This window comes from Acinetobacter sp. YH12117, assembly GCF_013418865.1.
Lineage (GTDB): Bacteria > Pseudomonadota > Gammaproteobacteria > Pseudomonadales > Moraxellaceae > Acinetobacter > Acinetobacter indicus.
In genome coordinates, this window is record NZ_VPBF01000041.1 from 1 (window position 1) to 25,226 (window position 25,226).

The 25,226-nt window shown below is 45.9% G+C and carries 25 protein-coding genes; 14 read left to right on the forward strand and 11 right to left on the reverse strand.

Annotated elements, in window-relative coordinates; translation table 11 throughout:
• Positions 1 to 177 precede the first annotated feature (177 nt).
• Positions 178 to 609 carry a DUF3887 domain-containing protein gene (locus FTU55_RS12465; RefSeq protein ID WP_104488818.1) on the forward strand — a complete coding sequence of 144 codons (432 nt, stop codon included), beginning with the start codon at positions 178 to 180 and terminating at the stop codon, positions 607 to 609.
• A gap of 295 nt (positions 610 to 904) precedes the next feature.
• Positions 905 to 1,984: a 3-phosphoserine/phosphohydroxythreonine transaminase gene (gene serC / locus FTU55_RS12470; protein ID WP_005176549.1), complete on the forward strand. Its 1,080-nt coding sequence runs from the start codon at positions 905 to 907 to the stop codon at positions 1,982 to 1,984.
• Between the two features lie 62 nt (positions 1,985 to 2,046).
• On the opposite strand, the gene FTU55_RS12475 is transcribed toward serC, so the two are convergent.
• The gene (locus FTU55_RS12475; protein WP_005176552.1) at positions 2,047 to 2,187 is read right to left on the reverse strand and encodes a hypothetical protein; all 141 of its coding nucleotides are present in this window, start codon (positions 2,185 to 2,187) and stop codon (positions 2,047 to 2,049) included.
• 398 nt (positions 2,188 to 2,585) lie between these two features.
• Complete coding sequence (locus tag FTU55_RS12480; RefSeq protein WP_075168247.1) at positions 2,586 to 3,518, reverse strand: hypothetical protein; 933 nt, start codon at positions 3,516 to 3,518, stop codon at positions 2,586 to 2,588.
• A 264-nt stretch (positions 3,519 to 3,782) separates the two neighbouring features.
• Between FTU55_RS12480 and FTU55_RS12485 the strand changes: the two genes are divergently transcribed.
• Together FTU55_RS12485 and FTU55_RS12490 are read left to right on the forward strand one after the other, a co-directional pair.
• A complete protein-coding gene (locus FTU55_RS12485; RefSeq protein WP_180047254.1) occupies positions 3,783 to 4,250 on the forward strand; it encodes a YaiI/YqxD family protein in 468 nt (155 codons plus the stop codon).
• A 5-nt stretch (positions 4,251 to 4,255) separates the two neighbouring features.
• Complete coding sequence (locus tag FTU55_RS12490) at positions 4,256 to 5,179, forward strand: DMT family transporter (protein WP_005176560.1); 924 nt, start codon at positions 4,256 to 4,258, stop codon at positions 5,177 to 5,179.
• On the opposite strand, the gene FTU55_RS12495 is transcribed toward FTU55_RS12490, so the two are convergent.
• Entirely contained in the window at positions 5,167 to 5,733 is a 567-nt protein-coding gene (locus FTU55_RS12495) for a PilZ domain-containing protein (protein ID WP_168381686.1), read from the reverse strand. The two genes, FTU55_RS12490 and FTU55_RS12495, sit on opposite strands and share 13 nt — an antisense overlap.
• Before the next feature lie 25 nt (positions 5,734 to 5,758).
• Between FTU55_RS12495 and FTU55_RS12500 the strand changes: the two genes are divergently transcribed.
• From FTU55_RS12500 to FTU55_RS12510, 3 genes are all read left to right on the forward strand, one after another.
• A complete protein-coding gene (locus FTU55_RS12500) occupies positions 5,759 to 6,994 on the forward strand; it encodes a lipoprotein-releasing ABC transporter permease subunit (RefSeq protein WP_005176562.1) in 1,236 nt (411 codons plus the stop codon).
• Entirely contained in the window at positions 6,987 to 7,670 is a 684-nt protein-coding gene (lolD, locus tag FTU55_RS12505; protein WP_005176563.1) for a lipoprotein-releasing ABC transporter ATP-binding protein LolD, read from the forward strand. The genes FTU55_RS12500 and lolD overlap by 8 nt, the downstream gene beginning before the upstream one ends.
• A gap of 85 nt (positions 7,671 to 7,755) precedes the next feature.
• Positions 7,756 to 10,158, forward strand: a complete 2,403-nt coding sequence (locus tag FTU55_RS12510; protein WP_180047256.1) for a DNA internalization-related competence protein ComEC/Rec2 — start codon at positions 7,756 to 7,758, stop codon at positions 10,156 to 10,158.
• On the opposite strand, the gene FTU55_RS12515 is transcribed toward FTU55_RS12510, so the two are convergent.
• Positions 10,155 to 11,096, reverse strand: a complete 942-nt coding sequence (locus FTU55_RS12515; protein WP_180047246.1) for a lysophospholipid acyltransferase family protein — start codon at positions 11,094 to 11,096, stop codon at positions 10,155 to 10,157. The two genes, FTU55_RS12510 and FTU55_RS12515, sit on opposite strands and share 4 nt — an antisense overlap.
• 130 nt (positions 11,097 to 11,226) lie before the next feature.
• Here FTU55_RS12515 and sppA point away from each other — a divergent pair, with 130 nt between their 5' ends.
• Positions 11,227 to 12,252 (forward strand): signal peptide peptidase SppA, encoded by a 1,026-nt coding sequence (sppA, locus tag FTU55_RS12520; RefSeq protein WP_016660002.1) that lies wholly within the window; start codon positions 11,227 to 11,229, stop codon positions 12,250 to 12,252.
• Positions 12,249 to 13,052: an alpha/beta fold hydrolase gene (locus tag FTU55_RS12525; protein WP_005176572.1), complete on the forward strand. Its 804-nt coding sequence runs from the start codon at positions 12,249 to 12,251 to the stop codon at positions 13,050 to 13,052. Before sppA ends, FTU55_RS12525 begins: the two co-directional genes overlap by 4 nt.
• A 76-nt stretch (positions 13,053 to 13,128) precedes the next feature.
• Here the strand turns inward: FTU55_RS12525 and purN are convergent, their stop codons facing one another.
• Positions 13,129 to 13,758: a phosphoribosylglycinamide formyltransferase gene (gene purN, locus FTU55_RS12530; protein WP_016660003.1), complete on the reverse strand. Its 630-nt coding sequence runs from the start codon at positions 13,756 to 13,758 to the stop codon at positions 13,129 to 13,131.
• Between the two features lie 6 nt (positions 13,759 to 13,764).
• Complete coding sequence (purM, locus tag FTU55_RS12535; protein WP_005176576.1) at positions 13,765 to 14,835, reverse strand: phosphoribosylformylglycinamidine cyclo-ligase; 1,071 nt, start codon at positions 14,833 to 14,835, stop codon at positions 13,765 to 13,767.
• Positions 14,836 to 14,971: 136 nt separating this feature from the next.
• Between purM and cxpE the strand changes: the two genes are divergently transcribed.
• The 4 genes from cxpE to FTU55_RS12555 all read left to right on the forward strand — a co-directional run bounded on the left by cxpE (position 14,972) and on the right by FTU55_RS12555 (position 21,295).
• Positions 14,972 to 16,195 (forward strand): chloramphenicol efflux transporter CxpE, encoded by a 1,224-nt coding sequence (gene cxpE / locus FTU55_RS12540; protein WP_180047248.1) that lies wholly within the window; start codon positions 14,972 to 14,974, stop codon positions 16,193 to 16,195.
• Positions 16,196 to 16,213: 18 nt separating this feature from the next.
• Complete coding sequence (gene hda, locus FTU55_RS12545) at positions 16,214 to 16,918, forward strand: DnaA regulatory inactivator Hda (RefSeq protein WP_016660004.1); 705 nt, start codon at positions 16,214 to 16,216, stop codon at positions 16,916 to 16,918.
• Between the two features lie 120 nt (positions 16,919 to 17,038).
• Positions 17,039 to 18,847 (forward strand): rhombotarget A, encoded by a 1,809-nt coding sequence (gene rbtA / locus FTU55_RS12550; protein ID WP_180047250.1) that lies wholly within the window; start codon positions 17,039 to 17,041, stop codon positions 18,845 to 18,847.
• A gap of 15 nt (positions 18,848 to 18,862) precedes the next feature.
• On the forward strand, positions 18,863 to 21,295 hold the full coding sequence (locus tag FTU55_RS12555; protein WP_180047252.1) for a CSLREA domain-containing protein: 2,433 nt from the start codon (positions 18,863 to 18,865) through the stop codon (positions 21,293 to 21,295).
• 84 nt (positions 21,296 to 21,379) lie between these two features.
• Here FTU55_RS12555 and FTU55_RS12560 read toward each other — a convergent pair whose 3' ends face one another.
• From FTU55_RS12560 to FTU55_RS12580, 5 genes are all read right to left on the reverse strand, one after another.
• Positions 21,380 to 21,778 carry a DUF3106 domain-containing protein gene (locus tag FTU55_RS12560; RefSeq protein ID WP_005176585.1) on the reverse strand — a complete coding sequence of 133 codons (399 nt, stop codon included), beginning with the start codon at positions 21,776 to 21,778 and terminating at the stop codon, positions 21,380 to 21,382.
• Complete coding sequence (locus FTU55_RS12565; RefSeq protein WP_168369658.1) at positions 21,768 to 22,088, reverse strand: hypothetical protein; 321 nt, start codon at positions 22,086 to 22,088, stop codon at positions 21,768 to 21,770. Before FTU55_RS12565 ends, FTU55_RS12560 begins: the two co-directional genes overlap by 11 nt.
• Positions 22,085 to 22,699, reverse strand: coding sequence for an RNA polymerase sigma factor (locus tag FTU55_RS12570; protein WP_005176588.1), 615 nt, complete (start codon positions 22,697 to 22,699; stop codon positions 22,085 to 22,087). Before FTU55_RS12570 ends, FTU55_RS12565 begins: the two co-directional genes overlap by 4 nt.
• Positions 22,700 to 22,858: 159 nt before the next feature.
• Positions 22,859 to 23,635 (reverse strand): RNA methyltransferase, encoded by a 777-nt coding sequence (locus FTU55_RS12575; protein ID WP_168369657.1) that lies wholly within the window; start codon positions 23,633 to 23,635, stop codon positions 22,859 to 22,861.
• A 51-nt stretch (positions 23,636 to 23,686) separates the two neighbouring features.
• Positions 23,687 to 24,661 carry a class 1 fructose-bisphosphatase gene (locus FTU55_RS12580; RefSeq protein ID WP_005176592.1) on the reverse strand — a complete coding sequence of 325 codons (975 nt, stop codon included), beginning with the start codon at positions 24,659 to 24,661 and terminating at the stop codon, positions 23,687 to 23,689.
• 188 nt (positions 24,662 to 24,849) lie between these two features.
• Here FTU55_RS12580 and FTU55_RS12585 point away from each other — a divergent pair, with 188 nt between their 5' ends.
• Positions 24,850 to 25,047, forward strand: a complete 198-nt coding sequence (locus FTU55_RS12585; protein WP_163145979.1) for an NF038105 family protein — start codon at positions 24,850 to 24,852, stop codon at positions 25,045 to 25,047.
• Positions 25,048 to 25,226: the final 179 nt, after the last annotated feature.

Here is a 25,226-nt window from a genome sequence, read left to right on the forward strand (position 1 = left end):
TCAGAATAATTCAAGTGAATTTGTTTGAAAGAAGAACTTTAAAAGCTTTATTTTCACCCGATAAAATACCCATAAAACAAGAGGAAGCTCAAATGAGCTTCCTCTTGTGAAAAATTGTGGGACAGCAGTGCGCTTCGGCGTCCTTTTTTACACAGTACCGTACAGGAATAACCCGATATGCAGCTTAAATTATGGATAGGCTTGAGTGTTCTGGCTTTGGCCGGATGTGATCAGCTGGGTCAAAAAGCCATGGACGCCATTCCAAATCCGAGTCCGCAGCAGGAACAGGTGGCACAGGCGGCCTATGACAATTTACGTGATGGCGAGTTCGAGCAGTTTCTGAATCATCTCGAACCAGAACTCAAAAGCCATTTTCAGGACAACCAGAAAGTCATGAAACGCTTTGCCAAGGTGATTCCAAAAGGCGAATATAAATCGCGTACCCTGATGACCAAAAGTATTGAAACCGGTAGTAATCAGCCGGGTCAGTACAAGATTAGCTATGAATATGCATATCCGAAAAATCTGGTGCAATATGACGTCAGCTTTGACCAGCCGGGCGGTAGCAGTAAAATCCGCAACTTGAATATTCAGGTATTTGGTGAGTGAGTGCACTCTTAATCACTACATTTTACTAAGCTTTACCAGATCGCTGCGTATTACTGCATATATATTCAAGATCAGTGCAAAATGTATTTAAGTAATAGAAAGAGGTCATCCACATTGGGCTAGATATAGAGTGAGATAGGTTTCCAATCTGCTGGAAAATTTCAAATTATCTTGTGAATCTATATTGATTTTTCGACTGTATCTGCGTGCCAAGATTGAAATAATTTTGTGCAAGCCCGAGCAAGATGTGGTTAAATGCCTATTTTATTGTGTTTCACCTTGACAAGGAAAAATCATGCGCGCGTACAACTTCTGTGCTGGCCCTGCTGCATTACCCACTGCCGTATTAGAAAAAGCTCAAGCAGAAATGCTGGACTGGCACGGCAAAGGCCTTTCGATCATGGAAATGAGCCATCGTAGCAAAGATTATGTTGCGGTTGCAGAAAAAGCAGAAGCCGATTTACGCAAACTCATGAACATTCCTGAGAACTATAAAGTACTGTTCTTGCAGGGTGGGGCATCCTTACAATTCTCGGCAATTCCATTAAACCTGCTCGGTAAAAATGACAAGGCCGATTATATCCATACCGGTATCTGGTCTGAAAAAGCATTAAAAGAAGCACAGCGTTATGGCGATATTCATGTCGTGAACGCAGGTATTCAGATTGATGGTAAACATGCGATTAGCGCGCAAAGCGAGTGGGATTTATCTGCAGATGCAGCTTATGTGCATTATGCCGACAATGAAACCATTGGCGGTCTGCAATTTGCCAGCATTCCTGAAACCGACAAGCCGTTGGTGTGTGACTATTCATCTAGCATTCTGTCTGCACCGCTAGATGTTAGCAAGTTTGGTTTAATTTATGCGGGTGCACAGAAAAATATTGGCCCGGCAGGTTTAACCCTGGTGATTATCCGTGAAGATTTACTGGATCAGGCCAAGCCGGAAATTCCAAGCATCCTGAAATATTCAGATCAGGCGAAAAATGGTTCAATGGTGAATACGCCATCGACCTATGCCTGGTATTTATCCGGTCTGGTTTTTGAATGGTTACTGGAAAATGGTGGGGTTGATGCCATGCATCAGACCAACCTTGAAAAAGCCAAACTGCTTTATGGTTATATCGATTCAAGCGATTTCTACGCCAACCCGATTGTTGAAGCCAACCGTTCGATCATGAACGTACCATTTACGCTGGCCAATGCCGATCTGGAAAAACAGTTCCTGCAAGAAGCGGAAGCCAATCATCTGTTGAATCTGGCTGGTCACCGTTCAGTTGGTGGTATGCGTGCCAGCATTTATAATGCCGTGCCACTTGAAGGTGTTCAGGCACTGGTTAACTTTATGGATGACTTTGCCAAACGCAACGGCTAATCCAGCGTATACGAAAAAGCCCATCATCAGGATGGGCTTTTTTATGGGATATGGAATACGGATTAAAAAATAAATTGATGCAGCAGGTAGGCAGAAATCATCATGCCCAGAACAAAAAACAGGCAGGACATTTTATCCAGACGATAACGCTGACCCATTTGATGTTCAACAGATTGTAAGTTTTCTTCTTGCACGATTTTCATAGATATTATATTCCAGTGATCTATTTATCGTTGATACTTTCGATTTGTCACATATTATTAACATAAAAAATTGGTTAAATAAAGTACTAAATACATTTTCCTTAATAAACTTTTCAGCCGATTTAAAATCAGAACATCATCTCTTCATTCTGTTGACCGGATTTATTCAATATTCAATTTTTAAACAGATTTAATCTAAGTCTATGAAAATCAATAGAGATTAAATAATAAGCTTTAAAATTTAAAACTGTGGATAAATAAGTGATTTTTGAATTTAAAATAGTGCTATTTAGAATAAAACTGTGGATAAAATATAATCAAATAAATTCAAAAGATACAAAAAAGACCTGCTTCAAGCTGAAAGCTCATATTGAAGCAGGTCTTTCTTTAAATATAAATTATTGTTTTTTCGCGTAAATACTGACCTGAATCCAGATATTGCCGCGAATGAACTGGCCAATTTCAAAATCAGCAAACTTGGGTTCTTTGGTCGCAATACGGATTAAAGTGGCTGGCTGGTTGTCTTCATGAATCAGGCAGACATCATACAGGGTGTAATCCTGATTCATAAATTGCGCTTGGGTTTTACCGACCACATTGCCCTGGAACCAGGCTTCATCTTCCTGTCCTAAGACTTCACCATATAAATAGGCCACCATTTTGGAGAAATTCACGGTCACCGGGGCTTTATCTTCTTCAGATTTTGGCTCCCAGGCGTCAATCTGTTCCTGCAAATTGGCCGGGGCAACACCATTATTGGCCGCCAGAATATCATTTAAGGCACGGTGATGTTTAATCGAGGCCGGATCATCAACAATCAGTTGCTCATCTTCTGCCACGGCTTCCAGCTCGTAAGCCCAACCATTCAGATGCGCGATATAAGTCTGGTCTTTTTGGTACTGGTGGTGATTGACGCTATACAGACTGTCAAAGGCATAGACCGTGGTGTTTTCACCCAGATTTAATCCCAAAACCGCCTGGGTATTGGAAGGGCAGCTAATAATTCGTTCAATGGTCACCGGGGTTTTATACGGGCTTTCAAAACATGGAAAGGCCGTTTTAACCGCTTTCGGCTGATTGGCCTCTACGGCAATGACCTGCGCCAGTTGAATCGGCTGTTTGACCGGACCCTGAATCAGCCAGGTGCTGTCATCCATATCACATTCTTGTGCGCATAGCCCCATTGGCATGATGGGTGCATCCAGTGCCTGACCTAACCATTTGGGAACATCAACATTCGGCTGATCGGTGAGCAGCGTCCAATGCTCTACATGGCTGCCAAAACTTTGATCTTCAATGGTAATAATGTCTGGTCTGTTCTGATTTTTCATAAGCACGTTAAGAGAATGTCGAGTGGCCTTAATCTATTTAATCGAGGGTGTTTTAAATTTTTCAAGTCGGGGCGCCGATTTCTCCTTTGAAAATGCCTGAAATGATGAGAAAAGTCAAAGGATGAGCTTAAGCTGCTTAAGCAAAATCAGCTGATTCAGCGTGTTATTACTCCAGCATTATCTTGGTGAAAAAGCCTGTATTTCCCACCGCGACGTTGAGTGAATTTTGCTACACTAGGGACATCAAAATTGCCGGAATTGAAAGTGCTGCCATTTAAGCTGTGGGTGGATGCCGATGCCTTACCAAGAATTTTAAAAGATGTGATTATCCGGGCTTCTGACCGCTATCAGCTCGAAGTAATTTTTGTAGCCAATCAGAATGTGGGCATTACTCCATCGGTGCGGATTAAATCCTTGCAGGTCATGAGCGGCGCAGATGCGGCCGATCAGGAAATTGTTGAGCGGATGCAGGCCAACGATATTGTGGTAACTCAGGATATTCCACTGGCAGCGCAGGTGACTGAAAAGGGCGGTATTGCGATTCATCCACGTGGTGAAATCTATACCACTGCCAATGTTAAAGCGCGGCTGCATTTACGTGATTTTATGGATACTCTACGCGGCGCTGGCGTACAGACCGGTGGGCCACCACCAATTTCCGAACGCGATAAACGCGAATTTTCCAGCAGTCTGGATCAGACCATTCAAAAACAAAAACGTAAAACCGGCTGAATTACATGCCCTCAAAAAATAATATTGCCCTGACTTATATGCTGCTGGTGTTTATCTGGGCCTCGACACCGCTGGCGATTGTCTGGAGTGTGTCGGATCTGCATATGCTGTGGGCGCTGGCTTTACGTTTTTTTATTGCCTTGCCGCTGGCCTTTATCTTTTTGTTGTTGCTCAAAGTGCGTTTTCCGGTTGATCAGACGGCATTGCATAGTTATGTGGCCGGTTCCTGCAGCCTGTTTGGTTCCCAGATTTTTACCTATCTGGCCACCAGCTATTTAAGTTCGGGCATGATTGCACTGATGTTTGGTCTGGCACCGATTATTGCCGGCCTGATCGGGCGTTTTGCCTTTCAGCAGCGTCTGAAAAAACTGCAATGGTTCGGGATGCTGGTTGCAGTGCTGGGACTGGGTATTATCTGTCTGGGCGGAGAAAACCAGCATGTACAGCCGGTCGGGATTGGTCTGATGCTGCTGAGCGTGCTGATTTATGCCATGTCCATTTTCTGGGTCAAAAAAGTGAATGCCAAGGTGGAACCTGTGGCACAGGCCACTGGTTCAATCCTGATTTCAACCTTGATGGCAATTTTGATGTTGCCAATAATCTGGCCTTATGCACCGACTGAAATTCCGGAAACCAAGGCTTTATTCTCTTTACTGTATACGGTGGTGATGGCTTCACTGATTGCCATGTTCTGTTATTTTAAGCTGGTACAGAATATTCAGGCGACCACATTGTCACTGACCACTGTCATGACCCCAATGCTGGCCCTGCTAATTGGTGCATTTCTGAATCAGGAAGCCCTGAGCTTGACAGTGCTGATCGGAGCTTTGGTCTTATTGTTTGGCTTGTTCTTATATTTCTTCCATGATTTACGTGCAAGCCGGGCGTTGGCACGTAAACAGGCACATCCTGAAACTTATTTAGATTGACACTGCTGGATGACTTCGGCCAGTTTGCTGCGGTCTTGCGGGTGTAAAGTAATAAAATAGGCCCCGGTACGATAGCGGCCATTATCTTCGGCATTGCTATAGACCACCTGGGCAGTTGCAGCAATATGAAAGAAATTTTCCGGATGACTTAAGGTCACGTGAATATAGCTGCCATCGGCAATTTCACGCTCGCTGTAGAAGCTTAAACCGCATTCGGAAAAGTTGACCTGTTCTGGTACAGGTAACATGCTTTGTACAATTGCATCGTATAAAGAACCGGTAATCAGGTTTAATTTTTGGTTGAATAAGGATAAGATTCGAGCAATTTGTTGATCTTTTTCAGATAATTGTTCTAATTCGTAGTTAAGCGCATGATCAAATTGATCTAATTCAGCGAGTAGTAGAAAATAACGCGGCAACATAAAATTAGGATCGTAAGGATCATTAAGAGCAACTTGATCAGAAATAAGCTGATAGTTGATTCTCAACGCAGCATCGATACGTGACATCACGCGACGTTCATTTTGAGCGTTTTGATGCTGTAAATTTTCCATAATGTATTACCTCGGACTAGATGGTATGTTTAAACCAATCTCGCTATATATAGGGTTGAGATATACGCGCGCTCGGCGCAGTAATCACTTTATTTCTTTTATTGCTCTGGTTTCAATGATCGGTCTCACTTTAGGTGTTGCTGTTCTGATTACAGTGTTATCTGTGATGAACGGATTTGACCGTGAATTGAAGAACCGGGTCTTGGGGATGATTCCGCAAGCGACTGTTTCATCTACCCAGATTTTAACAGATTGGCCTGAACTTGCAAAAAAAGTTGAGCAACATGAGCATGTTACAGGTGCTGCACCGTTTACCCAATTACAGGGGATGTTGACCGCACACGGTCAGGTTTCCGGCATTATGGTGACCGGTATCGAGCCGGAATATGAGAAGAAAGTTTCGATTATTCATCAGCATATGGTGGAAGGCAGCATTGATAACCTGAAAAAAGGCGAGTTTGGGATTGTGCTGGGCAAGCAAATGACCGATGCCTTGGGCCTCAGTTTAAATGACAGTATTACTTTGGTCTTGCCTGAAGCAACGCCATCACCGGCCGGTGTGGTGCCACGTTTTAAACGTTTTACCATTGTGGGGATTTTCAGCATTGGTGCCGAAGTTGATTCGATGATGGGCTATATCGCCCTGAATGATGCTTCGACCCTGTTACGTCTGCCGGATGGCGCACAAGGCGTACGCATGAAGCTGGACGATATTTTTGCCGCACCTACCGTTGCCAACGACATTGTGAGTGAACTGCCAGCCAATTTCTATGCTTCAGACTGGACCTATACCCATGGTAACCTGTTCAGTGCGATTCAGATGGAAAAGGCCATGGTCAGCCTGTTACTGTTCTTAATCGTTCTGGTCGCAGCCTTTAATATTGTCTCATCTCTGGTGATGGTGGTGACTGACAAAAAAGCCGATATCGCAATTTTACGGACCTTAGGTGCATCTCCGGGCACGATTACCCGAATCTTTATGGTGCAAGGGACCGTAATTGGCGTGATCGGGACAGTCTCCGGCGCGATTCTTGGAATTATTTTTGCCTCCAGCATCAGTGGTTTTATTGCCTGGCTGAATAATGTTTTGGGCTTGAATCTGTTTGATGCCTATTTCATTAACTACTTACCATCGCATTTAAGATGGCAAGATGTCGTGGTCATTGTCAGCCTGTCTTTAATTTTAAGTTTCCTGGCCACAATTTATCCGGCGTTACGCGCGGCGAAAATTCAACCTGCAGAGGCGCTTCGTTATGAATAAAACTGTACTAGAAGCCAAACAGGTCACTAAACATTTTACTGACGGCAAAACCACAGTAGATGTACTGCGCGGCCTCGATTTAAAAATCGAACAGGGACAATTTGTGTCGATTGTCGGCGCCAGTGGTTCAGGTAAAAGTACCTTGCTGCACGTCCTTGGCGGGCTTGATCGTCCAAGTCAGGGCGAGGTTTATTTAAATGGCCAGCGCTTTGACAATTTAGGCGAAGCTGAGCGTGGTTATTTGCGTAACCAATATCTGGGCTTTGTTTATCAGTTCCACCATTTGCTACCTGAATTTAGTGCGCTGGAAAATGTGGCAATGCCCTTGATGCTGCGTAAGGAAAGCAACTTTAAAGAAGTCAAACAGCAGGCCGAATATCTGCTGGATCGGGTGGGCTTATCGCATCGATTGACCCATAAACCGGGTGAACTGTCGGGTGGTGAACGTCAGCGTGTGGCCTTGGCGCGTGCCATTGTCACCAAGCCGGCAGTCATGCTGGCTGATGAACCGACCGGGAACCTGGACCGTAAAACCGCCATCAAGATTTTTGAGCTGTTACGCGAGCTGCGCCGTGAGTTTAATATGGCCATGCTAATTGTGACCCATGATGAAGAGCTGGCCAAATCGGCCGATACCATTTTGCATATGCAGGATGGCATCTGGGTACCCGACTAAAACCCGATTATCAGATCAATGACCCTTGAAGCCTACTCCGGTGGGCTTTATGCTTGCTCAAAATAAAAATAAGACAGAAAACGACATGTTCAAAATCATGGGTGCCGGCTGGATTGTAGGTATTGCCTGTATGGGCAAAACGCTATGGCCGATGCTGGATTTCCCGCTCTGGTTGTCAGGCCTGTTACTGATTATCCTGCTTTTACAGCAAATAGCTGCTTTACATTGGTCCCATCTGGGCATCCAATTGATTAATACCTGTGTGGCATTTGTCATTACATTTTTGTTGGGGCTGAATTTTGCCCAAAACCAGTTGCAAGAGCGGTTGATATTTCGTGAACTGACCCGCCAGCCGGCAGAGGTGGTGGTCTATGTCCAGCAAATCAATCAGCTGGGTAGCAGCCAGCTCCGGCAACCGGTTCAGGTGCTGAACCGGCATAGCCAGCCGGTGCAATGGCTGGCCTTGCTGCCGGCTGAACAGGAACTACAGCTGGGGCGTTATTATCGTTTACAGGGGCAGACCTTGCCGGCGCACAGTTTTGCCGTTCCGGGTGCGTTTGATGTAGAGCAGTGGTATCTCCAGCAAAATATCATGAGCGGCTTTCAGGTCCAGTCGATTGTGGAACTGACTGAATCGGAACTGTATCGGCTGGGATTTGGGGCACATTTAAGACAGCATCAGCAACTCTGGCCGCAATTTAAATTGTGGATCGAAACACAGCGTTTACAGATTCGTGACTTTATCCAGCAGCAGGCATTGCAGCATCCCGGCTTAATACTGGCACTGCTGACTGGCGATAAAAGTTTACTCGATGAAGCCACCGAGCAGCAGTTTCAGCGTTTCGGGATGAGTCATTTGCTGGCGATTTCCGGGCCGCATGTGCTGATTTTTGCCGCCATGCTGTGTTTTGTGCTGCAGCGCCTGGTCACTCGCTATTGGCCCGAATTATATGCGCGACAGCCCCGCAGTTATCTGCTGTTGCTGCCGTTTATGGGCTGTGTATTTGTATATTGTGCCTATGTTGGGTTTGAAATTCCTGCGCTCAGGACTTTACTGATTTGTCTGGTGGCAGGCGCCTGCCTGTTGCTAAAGCAGCCGATACAGCCGCTGTCTTTGTTGATTGGTAGTGCTTCGTTATTGCTGCTGCTTGATCCGTTGAGTGTGCTGTCGGCGGCATTCTGGCTGTCTTATGGCGCCTGCTTTGTGCTGTTAAGGATTTACCAGACCCTCCGGCAACAACCGGTGCATCCGCAGCAGACGTTGATGCAGAAATTGTGGCAGGGCTTCCGGCTGTTATTTGAATCGCAATGGAAAATTTTTATTGCGCTGTTTCCGCTGATGATCATCTTCTTCAAGCAGATTGCCTGGATTGCGCCGCTGAGTAATCTATTGGCCATTCCCTGGATCGGTCTGGTGACTGTACCGCTGGATATTCTGGCCGGTTTAAGTTTTTATCTGGCGGAACCGCTGAGCCAGTTGCTGTTTCAGCTCAATGACTTGGCGCTAAGTCTGTTATTGGGTTGTTTGCAGTTGCTGGATTTGCTGTTTGTGCCGCAACTGATTCCGGTTGCGCTGAGCCCACCGATGCTGCTGAGTCTGGTGCTGGGACTGATGATTTTATTTCTTCCCGCAGGTCTAGTGCCTAAAGCCTGGTCAGCGCTGTGCTTGTTGCCTTTGCTGTTTCAGGATCAGTTTTCTCGGCAGGTGGAACTTACTGTGCTGGATGTTGGGCAGGGGCAGGCAATCTTTTTACGCTATCGTGAACACAGCATGATGATTGATATGGGCGGTCATTATGATGAACAGAAATGGAGTATCGGCCGGCAGATTATCCAGCCCTTTTTAAGTGTCAAAGGCGTGCAGCAGTTAGATTATTTATGGTTGACCCATCTGGATCAGGATCATAGCGGCGCTTATCAGACCTTAAAGCCACAGTTACAGGTGCAACAGGTCTATGCCAATGCTCAGCTTGAAGTAAATCCTCATAGCCATTTTGACTATTGCCAGCAAGGACAGCAATGGCAGTGGCAGCCGGGCATCCAGATTCAGGTACTCTCTCCGAAACCGGAACAGTTAAATCCTGTAGAACAGCAGAAAAATGAAAGCTCCTGTGTGCTGCTGGTTGAGTTTGCACAAGCTCAGCCTTACTCACGCTTTTTATTGATGGGCGATGCAGGCTGGCCGACTGAATATCAGTTATTACAGGATTATCCGGATTTAAAAGTGGATGTGCTGGTGCTTGGCCATCATGGTAGCCGGCACAGTTCATCTTACCAGTTTTTAAAACAGCTGGAGCCTAAACTGGCAATTGCATCGGCGGGGCTGAATAACCGTTATGGCCATCCGAGCACGCAGGTAAAAGCCCGACTGAACGCCTTAAAAATTCCCTTATGGCAGACCGCGCAGCAGGGTAGCATCCAGTTTTATCCCACTGAGAATGAGGTGCTACCGTATCGGCATATGCGGGTTTGGCTGCGGCGTGATTAAGCGGAATTAGCTTTGGTATTTTGAATTAACGCCAAGGCTTCATCCGTAGGAATATCATAAATCCGTCTTAAGGCTGGATGTGCCTTAAAGCGTTTATAACTCCAGTGATAATGTTCCGGATGCTGGGCAATCAGCTGTTCAATCTTCTGGTGAATCATTGCGGTGCCTTCATTGGCAGAACAGTCGTAGAGCCGTGCGTCCATGGCTTCAATGAAAATATCAAAACCTTGCTGTTCATTGCGCAGTGCATACAGAAACAGGGCAGCGGCTTTAGTTTTTTGAATCAGCTTGGCGCTCAGGTTGCTGGATTCAAGTGGCAGACCAAAATAGTGAATCATTTCACCCCCCAAATGCGGGGTGTGGTCCGGCAGAATTACCGTGGTTCCGCCTTGTTTCAGTGCCTTAAAAATCTGACGAATACCGCTGTCATTGGTCGGCACCAGATTGGCCTGTTCACGGCTGCGAGCGTTACGGACAAACTCATCAGCCGATGGATTTTTCACCGGTTTATACATGATGGTCATTTCGGTGTGCTGCGCCACCCAGGCATTCATGATTTCCCAGGTGCCAAAATGCGGCACAATCAGTACCACGCCTTTTTGCGCAGCCAGTGCCTCATGTAACAGCTGTTCGCCATGCACCTGATGAATGCGGGAAATATTCTTGTGGTTTTCTGCGCCCCAGATATTAAAAAACTCAAAATAAGAGGTGAGTTCATTGCGAATGGCCTGACGCGCCAGCTGTTCACGCTGGGTCGTATTTAAATGCGGCAGGGCAATATTTAAATTGAGGCGAATGACCTGAGAGGTCTTGCTGAGCTGAAAGACATTCAAAAATGCCGCCAACACGCGGGCCGCCCAACGTGAAAGGCTGAGGGGTTGTCGACTGACAAAATGAAGTAAACGAGAGATAGTCGTTGGGGCGAGTTTATCAGTCATTCAGTATAGTGAAATCTAAAGAAAAGGTTAAAAATGAAAATATTATAGGGGAAAACATTCAATTTAGACAGCAATCAGTTTTTCGGCGTATATAATGGAGGAAAATTAACTCGAGTTTTGGATTGTTTTTATGTCCGATTGGCCGCCTAAACCAGAAAATGAAATCAAGAATAGCCATCCACCCACAGCACAACAACCGACAGGAAACGAATGGAAGTTACTGGAAAAAGCGGTTTTAGCCTCTGTTGAAGAACAGCGCCGCGCCAGACGCTGGGGAATTTTCTTTAAGTTCCTGACCTTTGCCTATATTTTTATTCTGCTGGTGATTATGGGTAAAAGCTGTAGCAATAATTCTGCTACGGCCGTGACCAGCAGTTCGCATATTGCCGTGGTCGATATTGTGGGCACCATCGCAGCGGATAAACAGAGCGTCAATAGTGAAAATACCATTAAATCACTGCGTAAAGCCTATGAAGCAAGCGGCAGTAAGGCGGTGGTGCTAAATATTAATTCACCGGGCGGATCACCGGTTCAGTCCGATGAAATCTGGCAGGAAATCCAGTATTTAAAACAGCAGCATCAGGATAAAAAACTGTATGCGGTGATTGGCGATACCGGCGCTTCAGGCGCTTATTATATTGCTTCAGCTGCCGATGAAATTATTGCCAATCCATCCAGTCTAGTTGGTTCGATTGGAGTGATTATGCCGAATTATGGTGTCAGTGGCTTAATGCAAAAGCTGGGTGTCGAAGATCGCACCATGACCTCCGGTGAAAATAAGGCATTGCTGTCGATGACACAACCGGTGGATCCAGCGCAAAAAGCCCATGTTCAGGGTGTACTAGATAATGTGCATGCGCATTTCATTACTGCAGTCAAACAGGGCCGTGGCAACAAGTTAAAAGCCAATGATCCGACCTTGTTCTCCGGCTTATTCTGGACCGGCGATCAGGCGTTGAAACTGGGGATTATTGACCGTCTGGGCAGTATGAATACTTTAAAACGTGAATTAAAAGTCGACAAAACCGTCAACTATACCATTGAATATAATCCGCTAGATTCGATGCTGGGTCGTATGGGCACTGCGGTAGGTCAGGGGATGGCCAGCGCTGTATCGCAGCAGATTCAATCTGAACAAAGTACCAAATTACAATGAAACCATTAATCCATTTTGCTCACGCCAATGGCGTACCGTCACGGGTCTATCAAAAACTATTTCAGCATCTGCAAGATGATTATGACGTGATTGATGTGCCTTTGCTCGGGCCAGATAAACGTTATCCAATCGATAATCACTGGAACAGTCTGACCCAGCAGGTGATTGACAGTATTGTGCGGCAGGCACAAGGCCGCAAGGTGATTGCACTGGGTCATTCACTTGGTTCGGTGCTGAGCTTTCAGGCCGCGCAGCAACGCCCGGAACTGTTTTCCCAGCTGATCATGCTGGATCCGCCAATGATCATGGGTAAAGAAGCCTTAGTGATGCATGTAGCGAAACTGTTGAAGCTGAAAGCCCTCGATAAAATGTCACCGGCGGGATTGTCTAAACGCCGCCGTGATCATTGGGAGTCACGTCAGCAGGCGGCCGAGCTGCTCAGACCCAAAGGCTTTTATCAAGATTTTGATCCGGACTGTTTTCAGGCTTATATCGACCATGCACTGACAGAAGATCCTGTACGTGGTGGGGTGACGCTTACCATTCCTAAAATGGATGAAGTACAGATTTTCCGTACCAATCCATCTTTATGGTGGTTGCCACAGGCCAAATTGAAAGTACCGGCACAACTGGTGGTGGCCGAGAAAGGTCCGTTTCTGGCCCGCAAGTTTCCACAGCAAATTGAGAAGAAATTCGGGATTCCTTTTCATGTTGCGCCGGGCGGTCATATGTTCCCACTGGAACAGCCTGAGCAAGTGGCACAGATGATTAAATCCTTATTACAGGATCAGGCACCTTAAGATTACTTTTGGGAAAAATCAGGTCATAAAAAAACGCATCCGAGGATGCGTTTTTTTATAGATATTACTTTTTATTTTAGCGCTGACAGAACTGTAGCGGTTGCGCTAACACCTGACCACGATACAGCACCGCGTTTGGTGTGTGCTGCAGCGTACCACTACAAATCCATTCCACCACTTGCGGATAAATCAGATGTTCCAGCACATGCACACGATTGGCCAAGCTTTCCACGCTGTCCTGATGCGATACAGTAAGTACCCCTTGGGCCAGCGCCTGACCGGCATCCAGCTCGGCAGTCACATAATGTACCGTACAGCCATGATAGACATCACCCGTGTTTAACACCCGTTGATGAGTATGCATGCCTTTGTAATGCGGCAGCAGAGAAGGGTGAATGTTCAGCATTTTCCCTTCCCAGGCTTTAACAAACTTGGCGCTTAAAATGCGCATAAAGCCTGCCAGCACCACCAGATCAACCTCCCAGTCTAAAAGCTGTTGATGCATCACATCATCAAAACTTTCACGGTCTGGGTATTGCTTGTGTTCAATTACCGCAGTGGCAATACCGGCTTTTTGGGCACGTTCCAGCGCATAGGCTCCAGGTTTGTTGGAAATGACCCCGACAATTTGTCCCGAAAGACGGGCATCAATCAGGGCCTGTAAGTTCGATCCACTGCCTGAAACAAGTACAGCAATTTTCAACATAGACAATTACGCAAAAATCACACGGATTTTTTCGTCAGCACCTTCAACAGATTCTGCATTGTCAACAATGTGACCCATTGCCCAAGCTTTTTCGCCCAACTGGTTCAGCAATTCAACAGTTTTGTCAGCATCCGCTGCATCCACTGCCAATACCATACCAACGCCACAGTTAAAGGTACGGTACATTTCGAATTGTTCAACACCGCCTTCTTTTTGCAGCAGTTTGAACAGTTCTGGCCATTCCCAAGAGGATTCGTTAATTACCGCTTGCGCACCATTTGGCAGAACGCGTGGTAAGTTACCAGGTAAACCGCCACCGGTGATGTGCGCCATTGCGTGAACATCAACAGATTTAAGTAATTCAAGAATAGGTTTGACATAAATACGGGTTGGCTCCATCGCTGCATCTGCCAGCGGACGGCCATCTACGATTTGAGTCAGGTCAACGTTTTTCACGTCCAGAATTTTACGAAGCAGAGAATAGCCGTTTGAGTGTGCACCTGAAGACGCAACACCAATCAGAACATCACCCGCTTTGACTTTAGAGCCATCAATAATTTTGCTTTGCTCAACCACGCCTACGCAGAAACCTGCAAGGTCATAATCTTCGCCTTCATACATGCCTGGCATTTCAGCAGTTTCACCGCCAACCAGTGCACAGCCCGCAAGCTCACAACCTTGACCGATCCCGGTAACTACATTGGCTGCAACATCAACGTTTAAGTGACCAGTTGCATAGTAGTCGAGGAAGAACAGTGGTTCTGCGCCACAAACCAGCAGGTCGTTCACACACATGGCCACCAGATCCTGACCAATAGTGTCATGACGGTTTAAATTAAGGGCTAAACGTAATTTTGTACCAACACCGTCTGTGCCTGATACGAGAACAGGTTCTTCATAACCTTTAGGAATTTTACAAAGTGCGCCAAAGCCGCCTAATCCGCCCATCACTTCAGGACGAGTGGTGCGTTTCGCAACAGATTTAATTCGATCGACTAACGCGTCACCGGCTTCGATGTCGACACCAGCATCTTTATAGCTTAAACCAGGGGTAGGGTTAGAAGTTGAGTTGCTCATAATGAAGTCTCCGCATTCGCGCGGGGGATTATAACCCGAATATACGAAACTCTTATGTTATTTATGCGCTAAAATGCTATCTTTATTAAAATATTTTACTTTATATAACGATTACACTGCAAAAAGGCGAGATTCTATGGCAGATCGTACTTTACGTCGCATTTTTATCCTTGCCGGGATAGCTTTAATTTTTTGGATTTTATATTTACTCAAGCCGGTCGTTATTCCATTTATTGTCGCCTTTCTTGTGGCTTATCTGTTCAGTCCACTGGTTGATACTTTATATCGGGTTGGGGTGCCGCGCTGGTTATCCATCAGCATCGTTTTTGTCGGAATCGGGATTCTACTGACCGTGGCAGTCTGGTACATCATTCCGCTGGTCTGGAAACAGCTGATGATTGCCCGCGACAGTATTCCGGTCGGAATTAACTGGATCAATACTACCTTTTTGCCCTGGATTTCTGAAACCTTTAATGTCGATGAGATGGAAATTGATACCACGCATATGTCAACCATTATCATGGACTATGTGCAGACCAATTACAGCGCCGACAGCATTCAAGCCATGATTTTACGGGTGGCGCAGTCCGGTCTGAACTTTATCCAGATTGGCGGGACCATTGTTTTAATTCCAATTATTGCCTTCTATTTTCTGCTCGACTGGGACCGTATGCTGGACAGTCTGCGCCGTTTAATTCCACGTCCGTATGAGCGCAGCACCCTGCATATTGTGAATGAATGCCATAACGTATTAGGCGCGTTTGTCAAAGGTCAGTTCCTGGTGATGATCCTCCTAGGTGTGGTCTATGCCACCGGTCTGCAACTGATTGGTCTGGACGTTGGCCTGATTATCGGGATGGTGGCAGGTCTGGCCAGTATCATCCCATATTTAGGTTTTGCGGTCGGGATTATTGCTGCGGTCATTGCCACCTTATTGCAGTTTGGTATCGACTGGATGCAACTGTTCTTGGTGCTGGTGGTGTTTATGATTGGTCAGGCGGTAGAAGGCTACGTGCTGCAACCGTTTTTACTGGGCGATAAAATTGGACTGTCACCGGTAGCAGTGGTATTTGCTGTACTGGCTGGTGCGCAACTGGCCGGTTTCCTCGGGATGTTAATTGCCTTGCCGGTTGCCGCGGTAATTGTGGTCTTGCTGCGTCATGCCCGGGATTGCTATGAACGCAGTCAGTGGTATGGACAGTCGACGGCTATCATTCATCATGACCAGCAAACGGGCAGTATCAGCATAGAAACTGATCAGGTGGATGTCGATATTGATCTTGAGAAAGATCAGACAAAGCCACTGCAACAGACTGAAAAATCGAGTAAGATGAATTCTCTTGATCCTAAAGATGTTTAACGAAGGCCTATTCTGTATATGCGTCAACTGCAGCTTGATATAGAACCTCAACTCGATGCCCGAATCAGTGATTTTTCTGGTCCGGGCTGGGGCCATGTAATTGACGCAGTGCGCCAGTTGCATGCGGGACTGGTTAACCGTTTTTATGTTTATGGCGGTGCCGGTACCGGCAAGAGCCATCTGCTTTCGGCGATTTGCGATTCTTATCAGGAAATTGGCAAATCCGCGATTAAAGTCTCTTTGCTGGAACTTCTGGATGCCCCGACCGAAGCCATTACCTCTTTAGATCATTTTGATCTGGTCTGTCTGGATGATATTGAAGCGATTAGCGGCGTGCCGCATTGGCAGCGCGCGGTATTTCATTTAATCAATTACAGCAATGAAATGGGCGGGCAATTGGTGTTTTCATCACGTTTTGCCCCGATTGAACTGAAACTGGAATTGCCCGATTTACAGTCCCGTTTAACTCAGGCTGTGAGTGTGAAAGTGCCGACCGGCAGCCTGTTTGCCGACCGTCAGGCTTTGGTAACTTCGGTGCTGCAACGTAAAGGTATTCAGATTGATCAGCAGATTATTGACTACTTGCTGTTACATGGTCCGCAGCAGACTTCAATGCTGTTACAAAGCCTGCAACAACTGATTCAGCTGCTAAAAGGCGAAAAAACCAAACTGAGCGGCGCGAATTTGCGCCAGATCTACGCATTAATTGACGAATATCGGTAAAATACAAAAAAACTTGAGTAATTACTCTAGCTATGACAAATTACACTCAAAATAAGTCTTAGTTGCAAGGAAGCTGCAACTTAAAAATAAAAATGAATAAATAGGTTAAGGAGTAAGCTTATGCTCAAGCGGAGCATCGGCATTGGTATGCTGTTTATTGCGGGACATGCTTATAGTAGCAATATTGTTGTCACTATCACTGAAGATATTCAAGCCAATGATAAAGAATGTTCACTGCGCGAAGCAGTCGAGTATATTAATTTGGGGTTGCCGGAAGAAGGTCATAATGGCTGCGGTGGCGAAAATTCCTCCAATGTCATTCTGTTAGAAAAACACGCCGTTTATAAACTCAATCAGCAGTTAAAAATCACCCAACCCTTAAGCATTAAAACCACCTATGACACCGGCTTGAAAGAAAACAATATCAAAGGCCTGAACAATGCCATTATCGAAATGGCTGGTAATGAACGTATTTTTCATATTGAAAGCAGCGATGATAAACGTATTCAGGTCAACCTGAGCGAAGTCAGCCTGCAAGGCTGTGGCAGCGACAGTTGCCGTCCCAATCAGGGCGGTCTGATTCTGAACCATGAATACCTGGTGCTGGATTATGTCAAGCTGAGTCAGGGTCGAGCCAACCAGGGCGGCGCCATCTATAATCTGGCTGAAGAGGGAGAGAATATCGCGCCAGCCTTTATTGAAATTAAAAACAGTTTAATCCAGCACAACCATGCCACCGAGGGTGGCGCCATCTATAGCCGACTGCCAAGCTTCCGGATTTATGCAGCGGTGTTTAGCGACAACAAAACCAGCGATCTGGCATCTGCCAACCTCTACACCCAGTTACCTACAGAAGATGTCGAAAATCTCAAGCTGCTGGCCGCTGCCAATACCATCAGCAGTACGACCTTTAACCGCAATGAAGGCTATGTGCTGAACCTGAGAGACAATATCGGGGTCAATAACGTCACTTTAATGGGCAATAGCGCAGGGGTACGTTTAGAAGCCCCGGCAGGAAAAGGCTATATTGCCAACAGTATTCTGCTGGCCAATCCACATCCTGTGACGGCGCAGTCTGCTAACTGTAGCAAAGAGGCAGCCGATCAAAGCGTGCTGCAAAACAATCTGGTCTCTGAAGAATGTGGACTGGGTGATACCAATTACCCGAACCAGATCTGGCAGGGTAGCCATATTTTTAGCGGGAATATCCTGGAAGGCGCCTGTAAGGTGCTGAGTGAAGATGAGGACGCATTATTCTGCCCGTATCAGGTTAAAGAAGAACAGTTCCTGGGCTATATTCGCCCACGTATTTTACTGAATTACCAGACCCTGGCTGACTCTCCAATCGTCAACAAAGGCTATGCACAAGTGGGCACCACTGAGCAGGTTACTTGTGCCTCGGCAGATCAGCGCGGGGTGAACCGAGCTTCGGATAATACCTTGTGTGACCGTGGTGCAATTGAAATTACCGTACCTGATGCCTCAGGTCTCATTGGTCGGGATATTCTGGCCGGTGAAATTGCCGAAATGTCGGTCAGCGATTTAATTGGTGATAGTGATCTGGTACCAGCCGAGTTCTGTGATAGCCTGTTTAGCAGCAATCCGACCGGGAAAGCCTGGCAAGCCGGCTGTGTGCAGATTGAGCAGACCCAGACCAGTTCCAAAGGCCAACTGACAATTGATGAGCAGGGCAAGATTATTTATACCCCGGATTCTGCTTGGCATGGCGCAGATGTTTTTAAAATTAAACTGGTGACCACCAGTACACGTTTTAATACCACCAAACCGTATGTAGAAATTCGTGTACAAGTGATTCAGGCACCTGAAAACCACATGGATAGTGACAAAATTAAAACATCTGGCGGAGCAGTGGCTGGCTATGGCGTGCTCATGTTGATGTTATTGGCAGCTTGGCGCCGTAAAAAATAAAAACAGGGAAAGGGAATGAAAAATTATAAAAAAGCACTCTTGGGAGTCATGATTGTCAGTGCCATGTCATTAATGGCCGCAGAAGACCGTACTATTTATGTCACCACATTTGCCGATGAAAATGGTGAAAACCCGGATAAATGTTCGCTACGTGAAGCCTTGGTGGCGGCCAAACAGAACAAAGCCTTTGGGGGCTGTAGTGTCGGCAATACCAACTATATTGCAGTGGATTATATCCGTCTGCAAGCGGGTGAATACAAGTTAAATGCTGAATTACGCCCGCAGTCCAATGTGCGGATTATGGGCGCAACACCGCTTGATTACAGCAAGAAAGATCCTATTACCCACCGTTATCCGGCGCTGATACCGCATCAGACCATTATTAACGGCCAGGGGCTGCATCGTATTGTTAATACGCTCGACAGTCAGGCCAATGTCATGTTTGACGATCTGACCCTTAAAAATGGCTATAGCGATGGGCTGGGCGGGGCTTTACTGGTTGCCGGACCGTTGACCTTGACCAATACCGCAATTCTGGATTCGCAGGCAGCGCGGGGTGGTGCACTGTATATTGCTGCCCATAATCAGGAACAGCCAATTACGGTGGTGAATAGCCTGATTCAGGGGAACAGCGCCAGTGTCGGCAGTGTGCTGGCGATGGACTGTACGGCAAATCTAGCAGATACCCAGGCCAATATCACCATTCAGCAAAGCAGTGTCATTCAAAATGGCAACAGCAACAGCCTGAGTAGCTTTGATTTTTGTGGCAAGCCGCGTCTGACTTTAACCAATACCACAGTGGCTAAAAATAAAGCGAACTTAACGCAGGGGCATATTTTTAACCTGGCCAATGGCCCGGAGCACCGCCTCAGTACGCAATCGGTCTTCAGTTTAAATAACAATACCATTGTCGAAAATGAGGCCGCCAGCACCTTCTATTATGATGATTCAGGCATCAAAGTATTAAGATTTAATGTGCTGGCATTTAATACCGGAAAATCATGCCGTTATGCGTTGAATAATGGTAATTTAACCGAGCGGCAACCGAATATCAGCTCATCACGCAATGCGCTAATTTTCCCGAATGCACAAAGTGTAGAGCAGGGGGTATGTGACCTGCCGGAAACGCTCGCGAGCACAGAAGAAAACTCAATGAGCTCGGTGAATCTGAGTGGCAAGCAGTTAAGTGATGTGCTCTATCCAATGCAGCCGGCTTCAGCCTATAACTTATTCCTGCCGTTATATTATCCAAAAAATCTAGGCAATGATGCAGACCTGGTCAATGTCGAAGGATTTGGCTGTGAAGTGTCAGATCAGCGTGGTTTACAGCGTGTGACTGATGGCACCCTGATTTTAGATCCAGAACAGAAAAACAGCTGTGAAATTGGTTCGGTTGAACTCATGCGTATGACCGCAGCAGATATTGTCAATCTGAAAAACGTGTCGCATGTGACCTTGTTTGACAGCTATCAGCAGGAGATTGACCGTTTAAAAGCGCTGGTTCAGGCACCAGAGAAAAATAAAGAGCTGTTGGCCCAATATCAGGCAGATCTGCAAAACTATGAAAATTTACTTAAATTTTCCAAGCAAAAACAGAAGTATCGGACTATTTATATCGATCCATTTGCACTGGCCCTCAAGCATGATGAACCAAATGCCGATGGTAGCGTGGCACAATTGCTGGAACTAAAACCGGAACACTTTAATATCAGTACAGAAGTCTATGGTATTGGCGGTGGTTTAGAAGATGCGGCCTTTGACCGCAGTAAACTGCTGCATGATCCAAACCTGAAATGCGAATGGGATGCCGATGTAAAACGGATTCTGTTCTATCGGGTCGATGATCAGGTGACCCAGAATATTGATTCTGCCTATTGTGCCTATACCATTACGTCGGTGACGGATCCAACTGTTCAGTCGAGTGGTTTGCTTGAAGCAAAATTCATGAACATCAAACCGATTGCCAAAGCCGACCGCTACACCATTGAATATGGTTCGGATTTGAAAATTAATGTCAATCCGCTGGAAAATGACAGTGATGATGGCGATGGACCTGTCAATACACTGCTGTCTGGACAAAATAAACCGGCCTTTTATACCGATAGCAATGGACTTGAATTGCCAATCCGTTTAACCAATGTGCCTTCAAGTGTACTGGTCACGGCAGACCGGAGTGGTCCATGTCCAGGGGATTATGTGCGTGAAACTTGTTATGGCGGAAACCTGCAGATTCAGGTGCGTAACAGCTATAGCCCGTTTGATTATGAGCTGAAATACACGGTATTTGATGCTGAACAGGAGCTGTCTAATGAGGCGACCATCAGCCTGATCAATACCGCGAAAAACAGCAATACTGAAGGAAGCGGTGGTGGAAGTCTAGGGCTTGCTGGATTATTTGGTTTATTGGGTATGGCAGCATATCGTGTACGCCGTCAGTTTAAGTCCTAAATCATGAATTCAGTGAGTGTAAAAAAGCCTCTTTCAAGAGGCTTTTTTATGGACCAGCATTGGGTTGATGCTTGGCTTAACCGCTTAGTATTCCGTCGGCGTGATATATTTATTGATATATTCTTCACGAATCAGTACGCGTTCTTCAGGCGTGGCCTTCTGCATTCTTTGGCCCAGTTCCTTGCGTTCCTGGGTACTCATTTTTTGCCAGGTTTCACGCATTTTCTGCTTTTCTGCATCGGGTAGCTGGATAAACCAGTCCATACGCTGCTGCAAAGAAGCACTTTTATCGGACGGTAGTTCTTTTAAATTCTGATAACGCTTGATTAAGGCCAATTGTTCTTCATCTGAGAGGGTTTCCCAGCTTTCAACAATTTTCGTATCTGCATCTTTGGAGAAAATCCAGAAACGCTCAAAGCCAGCAAAGCTGGTTTGTAAAAAGCCCAGCGCACAGAAGGCGAATGCTAAACGTTTAGCTGCCATGTTGAACTTTATCCTCACCCAGCACCAATAACATTTCTAGATCTTCCATCATTTGTGGTGAAAGTTTTGGCGTAGCCACCACCTGATTTTGCGGTTGCGCGGTCATTTCTACCGAATTTGGTAAAATGACGAATCCTGCAATGGCAGCCGCAAGTGCAAAACCGGACATTTTCCACAGGTCATAGCGTGATGTCTGCTTATCCTGAATCTGATCCAGAACATGATTCATCACCACAGCTTTGTCTTTGTGGTGGTGGGCGAGTCCATCAAGTTTGGAAGTCACTTGTTTTAAGAAATCATCTTGTTTCATTCTGATGATCCTCCCAGATATGGATTCATATGTGCCAGAGTCTGGCGTAAAGCCTGAATAGCACGATGATAATGGGTTTTTACACTGCCTTCAGAACAATTCATAATCTGGGCAGTGGTCTGAGTATCGAACCCTTCCCAGGCCCGCAGCATAAACGCTTGTTGCTGACGCACCGGAAGTTTGGCGATTGCCTCCTGAATTTCTTCAGCAGTCATGGCTTGGTCCAAAAACTCAGCAGGATTGAGTGCACGTTCATCGACCAGATCATTTTGTTCGACATCATCGTCATCCAGGCTGACTTTGCGGAAAAATGAAAAGGGTTGTGCACGACGGGCTTCTTTACGTCGCCAGTCCTGTAATTTGTTATTTAAAATGGTGTAGAACAGCGGATACCACTCATCTGTGCTTTTATCGGCATAGGATTTGTGCAGGGAAATAAAGGCTTCCTGAACCAGATCCATCGCGATGCCATGCTGTCCCTGAGTGGCACTTTCCATCATCACTAAGGCGCGCCCGGTGACCTCGTGCATAAAAGTTTTCAGGCGTTGTTCAGCCGTACTCTTCAGAGTACTCAAACTTTCAGGTTGAGACTTTTTGGGTGCTAAATCCATAGAGATGGAAAATCCTGTCATTGGATACCCACCATTATTTTTAACTTCATGGCACTATTAACGTTAAAAATAATGGTTCGGTTGACATTACAAGTTATTATTTTTCTAGTGTAATCTATTTTTTTAATAGGGCCAGCCTATTTAATATAAATTAACGTATTAGAGTCGTTGACGTACCATTTCAAAAAAACAGACTGAACCGGCAATCGCGACATTTAAAGATTCCTGTCCGCCCGGTTGTGGAATGGTAACGGCTTCGGCATGTGCTAGTGCGTAATCCGATACACCTTGACCTTCATTACCGAGAATCCATACGCATGGCTGGCTTAAGTCTTTGGCATACAGGCTGGTGGAACGGTGTGAGCTGGTGACATAGACCGGAATTTTAAACTGTTCCAGAATCTCCTCGAGCTGGATATTTTCAAAGGTCTGCAAAGAAAAATGCGCACCCATCCCGGCACGTAATACCCGTGGTGACCATAACGAGGCGGAGCCTTTGGTGCAGACAATTTGCTGGATGCCGGCTGCAGCAGCCGAGCGTAGCAGGGTGCCGACATTGCCCGGGTCCTGGACATTTTCCAAGATTAAGGTATCGGCCTGATAGTCAAGCGCCTGACTGGAACTTGGCAAATCGACAATAGCCAGACAGGCAAGGGTGGTGCCCAAGGTACTTAAATCTTTATATAAAGACTCGCCAATTACAAACACCGTACCCTGATACTGGTCCAGAATATCGTTCAGATCAGGATGTTTCAGGGCATTTTCGGTGGTGAAAATCGCGTTAATTTTCCGGTTTTGTTCTAACCATGCCAGACAAAGGTGCGAACCTTCAAGCACAGTCTGACCTTGTTTTTTACGGTAGCTGTTTTGTTCAATCAAGCCACGTAGGTGCTTAATTTTAGGATTATCTTTCGATTCGAGAAATAAGGTAGGCATGGAGAACATCCACACCTGTGAGCACAGACCCACAGGTGTTATCAGAAAAAATTAAGCGTGGTAGCCAGTAACAAGATCAACTTCGTTTTTAGAACCAATGATCACTGGTACACGTTGATGCAGATCGGTCGGTTCAATTTCCAGAATACGTACACGACCTGTTGTCGACGCACCGCCGGCTTGTTCCATGAGCATACTCATCGGGTTGGCTTCATACATTAAACGTAAACGGCCAGCTTTTTTCGGATCTTTCAGGTCATATGGATACATGAAAATCCCGCTACGGCACAGAATACGGTGAATATCACCCACCATACAGGCCACCCAGCGCATGTTAAAGTCTTTTTCACGCGGACCGGTTTTACCTGCTAGCAGTTCATCAATATAACGTTGAACGGGTGCTTCCCAATGACGCTGGTTAGAGGCATTAATTGCATATTCTTTGGTATCCGCTGCCACCTGGATATTTTCCGAAGTCAGCAGGAATTCCTGAGCTTCCGGGTCGAAGGTAAAGAATACTACACCTGCACCGACGGTTAAGGCCATCATGGTTGATGGGCCATACAGTACATAACCGGCAGCAACTTGGTGAACACCGGCCTGCATGAAATCAGCTGCTTGGGTCACTGCATTTTTTGCCGGAAGAATCGAGAAAATGGTGCCGACACACATATTGATGTCGATGTTGCTTGAACCATCTAGCGGATCGAACAGCACTAAATATTGGCCATTTTCCTGTGCCGGAGTGAATTCATCCAGTTCTTCTGAGGCTAAACCGCCCACATTGGGATGTTTCTGTAAGGCATCAATCAGGTAATCATTGGAAATGACATCGAGTTTCTTTTGCTCTTCGCCTTGCACGTTCTCATTTTGTGCGCTGCCCAGAACCCCAGCTAAGGCACCTTTTTGTAAAGCCTGATCAATGGTTTTGCAGGTGTTGGCAATGGTCTCAATCACCTGTGCAAGTTCAGGGGTTAAATTTCCGCTTTGTTGTTGTAGAAATTGGGACAGGGTGCGATAAGACATAATAGGAAAACTCCGAATAAGAATCGATCGGGCATGATCAAAAAAGCTTTGTCCGATATTTTAGATGAGAACAGCTTAAAAGAAAAATTAAACTCAACTATTTGACGTGATTTTGCCCTTGCAAGTCTGCTAGAAAGTGCTATGTTGATGTGAAGGAACAGAATCAACCAGTATATAGGAGCACACATATGACAACGTTAAAGTTTGATGCGACTCCAACCCCAAGCGAAGGCATTAGTTTAGATGAAATTAGCGCCGACAAGGTTAAAGAAGCCTGGAAGGGGTATGAAGCAAAGCCAGAGTACAAGAAATTTAACAAGCACGACATGATTGAGTCGATGCAACCCGCCAAAGATGAAGAAGATGCACAGGCAAATGCACCTTAAATAGAATTTGGCTCAGCTCTTGTGTTTGAGTATTAAAAAAGCGCCCGATGGAGTAATGCCAGTCAGTTAAGCAAATATTAGAAAAATGTAGTAAAAATGAGTGTATGTAAATACGCTCATTTTTTTATGTCTTTATCTGAACATTTAGAATCCACTCTTGAACATTCTCTCCCATCACT